The organism is Rhodoferax sp. (assembly GCF_014859475.1).
In the GTDB taxonomy this organism is placed as follows: Bacteria; Pseudomonadota; Gammaproteobacteria; order Burkholderiales; family Burkholderiaceae_C; genus Rhodoferax.
The window spans coordinates 1-3,306 of record NZ_JACUUE010000247.1 but is presented as its reverse complement, the minus strand read 5'-3'; the positions used below and the strand labels follow the sequence as shown (position 1 = coordinate 3,306).

The 3,306-nt window shown below is 58.1% G+C and carries 3 protein-coding genes; all 3 read left to right on the top strand.

All coding sequences use genetic code 11. From position 1 onward, the window contains the following. The first annotated feature begins 300 nt into the window (after positions 1-300). From istA to IBX54_RS13815, 3 genes are read left to right on the top strand one after another with little or no spacing between them, the layout of a single operon-like run. Complete coding sequence (gene istA, locus IBX54_RS13825) at positions 301-1,839, top strand: IS21 family transposase (protein WP_296543238.1); 1,539 nt, start codon at positions 301-303, stop codon at positions 1,837-1,839. 41 nt (positions 1,840-1,880) lie between these two features. Then, complete coding sequence (gene istB / locus IBX54_RS13820; protein ID WP_296543237.1) at positions 1,881-2,648, top strand: IS21-like element helper ATPase IstB; 768 nt, start codon at positions 1,881-1,883, stop codon at positions 2,646-2,648. Positions 2,649-2,666: 18 nt separating this feature from the next. After that, complete coding sequence (locus IBX54_RS13815; protein ID WP_296543236.1) at positions 2,667-3,020, top strand: hypothetical protein; 354 nt, start codon at positions 2,667-2,669, stop codon at positions 3,018-3,020. Positions 3,021-3,306 lie beyond the last annotated feature (286 nt).

The following is a 3,306-nucleotide window of genomic DNA, read 5'->3' as shown; positions in this document are numbered from 1 at the left end:
GGATAATTTTTTAGCCAAATGCGATCGGTCATGGTAATGCTCCAAGATTTGAAATAAGAGTCGCATTGTCACCCGTTTGTCAGCTTCTGTAAGCTGTGTTTTCCCTAATTGCATATTTCAGCCCATCGTGGACGGCGTTTCAGGCTGATCGTGGACGCGATTTCAGCGTGATGGTGGACGGCATTTCAAATTGATCGTGGACGCTGTTTCAAACTCATCGTGGACGATATTTTTGGGGGATACGCGCAAGTGAATTCTTAAACCCGGCATAGGCTCGACGCTTTTTTAGCGAAAGAAGCCATGCCAACCAACAGAATCACCATGCGTCAAATCCGAGAATCCCTGCGCCTGCACCTACAGGCCAACCTGAGCTACAACGAAGTAGGTCGAACCCTCAAGCTATCCAAAAGCGTTGTCGGCAAATACATGTCCCTGGCCCGCGTGGCCGGCGTTGACTGGGCTGTGGCCCAAACACTGAGCGACCAGGAACTTGAAGCCAAGCTGTACAAGGCGGCGTTACCGCGTAACAGCAAACAGCAGCTCCCTGACTTCGCCGACGTGCACCAAGAGCTCAAACGCGCCGGCGTCACCCTGCAACTGCTGTGGGAGGAATACGCCAAAGACAACGACCTGGCCTTCAAATACACCAGCTTTTGCGTCAAATACCGGGAGTGGGCCATGGGTCTGAAGCGCTCCATGCGCCAGATTCACATCGCTGGCGAGAAGCTGTTCGTGGACTATGCCGGTCAAACCGTCCCCCTGACCGATGCCGTCACAGGCGAGATCACCAAGGCGCAAATCTTTGTGGCCACCTTTGGCGCGTCGAACTACACCTTCGCCTATGCCACGGCGCGCCAGACCACCGCTGACTGGATTGGCGCCCAGGTGCTGGCCCTCGAATTCTTTGGTGGTGTACCCCGCCTGATCGTGCCCGACCAAACCCGCTCCCTGATCAAAAACCCTTGCAGCTACGATCCGCAAAACAACCGCCTGTACGAAGAATTCGCCGCCCACTACGGCTGCGCCTTGCTGGCAGCAAGACCCGCTCACCCGCGTGACAAACCCAAAGTCGAGAATGCCGTGCTGGTGGTGGAGCGCTGGATACTGGCACGCCTGCGCAAGCGCAAGTTCTTCAACCTGACAGAGCTCAACCACGCCATCGCCTTGCTTCTGAACGAGCTCAACGCGCGCGCCTTCAAGAAGTTACCCGGTAACCGGCGCAGCGCCTTTGAGCAGCTCGATCTGCCAGCGCTGAGGCCACTGCCTGCCAAACGCTTTGAGCTGTTTCGCTGGAAGTCGGCCAAGGTCAACATCGACTATCACGTCGAATTTGAGGGCCACTACTACAGCGTGCCCCACACCCTGGTGCGCACCACGGTGGAGCTGCGCGCCAGCGACACCTTGCTGGAGTGTTATTCCTCAAACCAACGCGTGGCCTGCCATGCGCTCAGTCATCAGCGCGGCGCCCACACCACGACGCCTGAGCACATGCCGGCATCGCACCGGGCACATCTGGAGTGGTCGCCACAAAAACTCATCGACTGGGGCTTGCACATTGGTGTCAGCACCGCAGCGGTGGTGACCTGGCAGCTTGAGCACCGGGCGCATCCAGAGCAGGGTTACCGGGCCTGTTTGGGTTTGCAGCGTCTGGCTCGCGAATTCACACCGGCCAGACTGGAGGCGGCTTGTACCAGAGCGGTGGCGATCAAGTCCCTGACCTACCGCAGTGTGGCCTCCATCCTCAAGACTGGGCTCGATCGTCAGCAGAACCTGCCAACGACGGCGCCTGGCGCGCTGCCCCTGCACGACAACATCCGCGGTGCAGGCTATTTCCACTGAATCCACATCGACCCAACACCCCAAACAAGAAAGAACAGACCATGAACGAACATACCCTTACCCAACTTCGCAGCCTTCGCCTGGACGGTATGGTGCGCGCTTTGGAAGAACAAGCCACCAGCACGCCGGCAAGTGCCCTGGGCTTTGATGAGCGATTGACATTGCTGGTGCAACGTGAGGTGGCTTGGCGTGATGAGCGCCGCCTCACACGACTGCTCAAGGCCGCCAAGCTCAAGGTGGGCTCGGCATGCATTCAGGACATTGATTGGCGCGCCAGTCGGTCACTGGACCGCTCGCTGGTCACTGCGCTGGCCGCAGGTGACTGGATTCGCCATGCCCAAAATCTGCTGATCACCGGCGCCACTGGGTGCGGCAAAACCTGGCTTGGCTGTGCTTTGGCGCATCAGGCCGCCAGAATGGGCTTCTCGGTGTTGTACGTGCGCGCGGGGCGGCTCTTTGATGAACTGCAGGTGGCCCACGGTGATGGCAGCTTCGCTCGCCGACTCATCCAGCTGGCCAAGCTTGATTTGCTGGTGATTGATGACTTTGCGATTTCCCCGATGGGCGCCGCTGAACGCAATGATTTGCTGGAGGTGCTTGATGACCGGGTGGGTACGCGCTCGACCTTGATTACCAGCCAGCTGCCAGTCAAGGCATGGCATGCCTATCTGGACGATCCAACACTGGCCGATGCCATTCTGGACCGCATCGTGCACAGCAGCCACCGCATTGAGCTCAAGGGGGCAACTTTGCGCGAGAACAAGCCAATGATCAAGGCCGATTCGATGCCTGCGGCTGTTACCGCGTAACGCACCAGGAGCTCAGACATGGAAACCAAACGCAAGGCGCAAGCAAGCATGGCAGCAAATCAAAACCAAAACACCAAGGTTTACCCCCAACGCAGGAGCAATGCACAGCGCCAGGCGGACTATCGGGCGCGGCATTTGAAAGATGAGAACGGTCAACTCGAGCGTTTGAGTCTGATGATCGATTTCCACGCCAAACGCGCCCTGCAGCGCCTGGCCAGTTGTTACGGTGTAACGCAGCGGGACATGTTGGAGCGTTTGCTGATGCAAGCCAATCGGGTGGCGCAGCAGCAGGCCGCTGAACATTGCCCCGATGGCCAGACTGATTACTTTGAAAGACGCATCAGTTTGCAATGGCCAGCCGTTACGCAGTAACGTACAGACTCTTTGAATCAACGCCGCCGTGGTGGCAAGTGCATGAGTACATGCTCTTGCCGGGGGGGCCTGCCGGCGGCCCTGGCAGGGGCCTTGTAAATAAAAATCCCAAATCCGGAATCCAAAAACCAAAACACCGCTTCGCGCGGGTTCCCGATCAACACCGAGCCCGATGTTTGCGGTACATTATTGCCTCGCTTGCGCGCATCCCTGCGCGTCCACGATCAGCTTGAAACGCCGTCCACGATCACGCTGAAACGAGCGTCCACGATCGCTGAAATATGCA

Excerpts from the sequence above, each read along its gene's own strand:
- istA (WP_296543238.1), top strand. The coding sequence starts at position 301 with ATGCCAACCAACAGAATCACCATGCGTCAAATCCGAGAATCCCTGCGC.
- istB (WP_296543237.1), top strand. The coding sequence starts at position 1,881 with ATGAACGAACATACCCTTACCCAACTTCGCAGCCTTCGCCTGGACGGT.
- IBX54_RS13815 (WP_296543236.1), top strand. The coding sequence starts at position 2,667 with ATGGAAACCAAACGCAAGGCGCAAGCAAGCATGGCAGCAAATCAAAAC.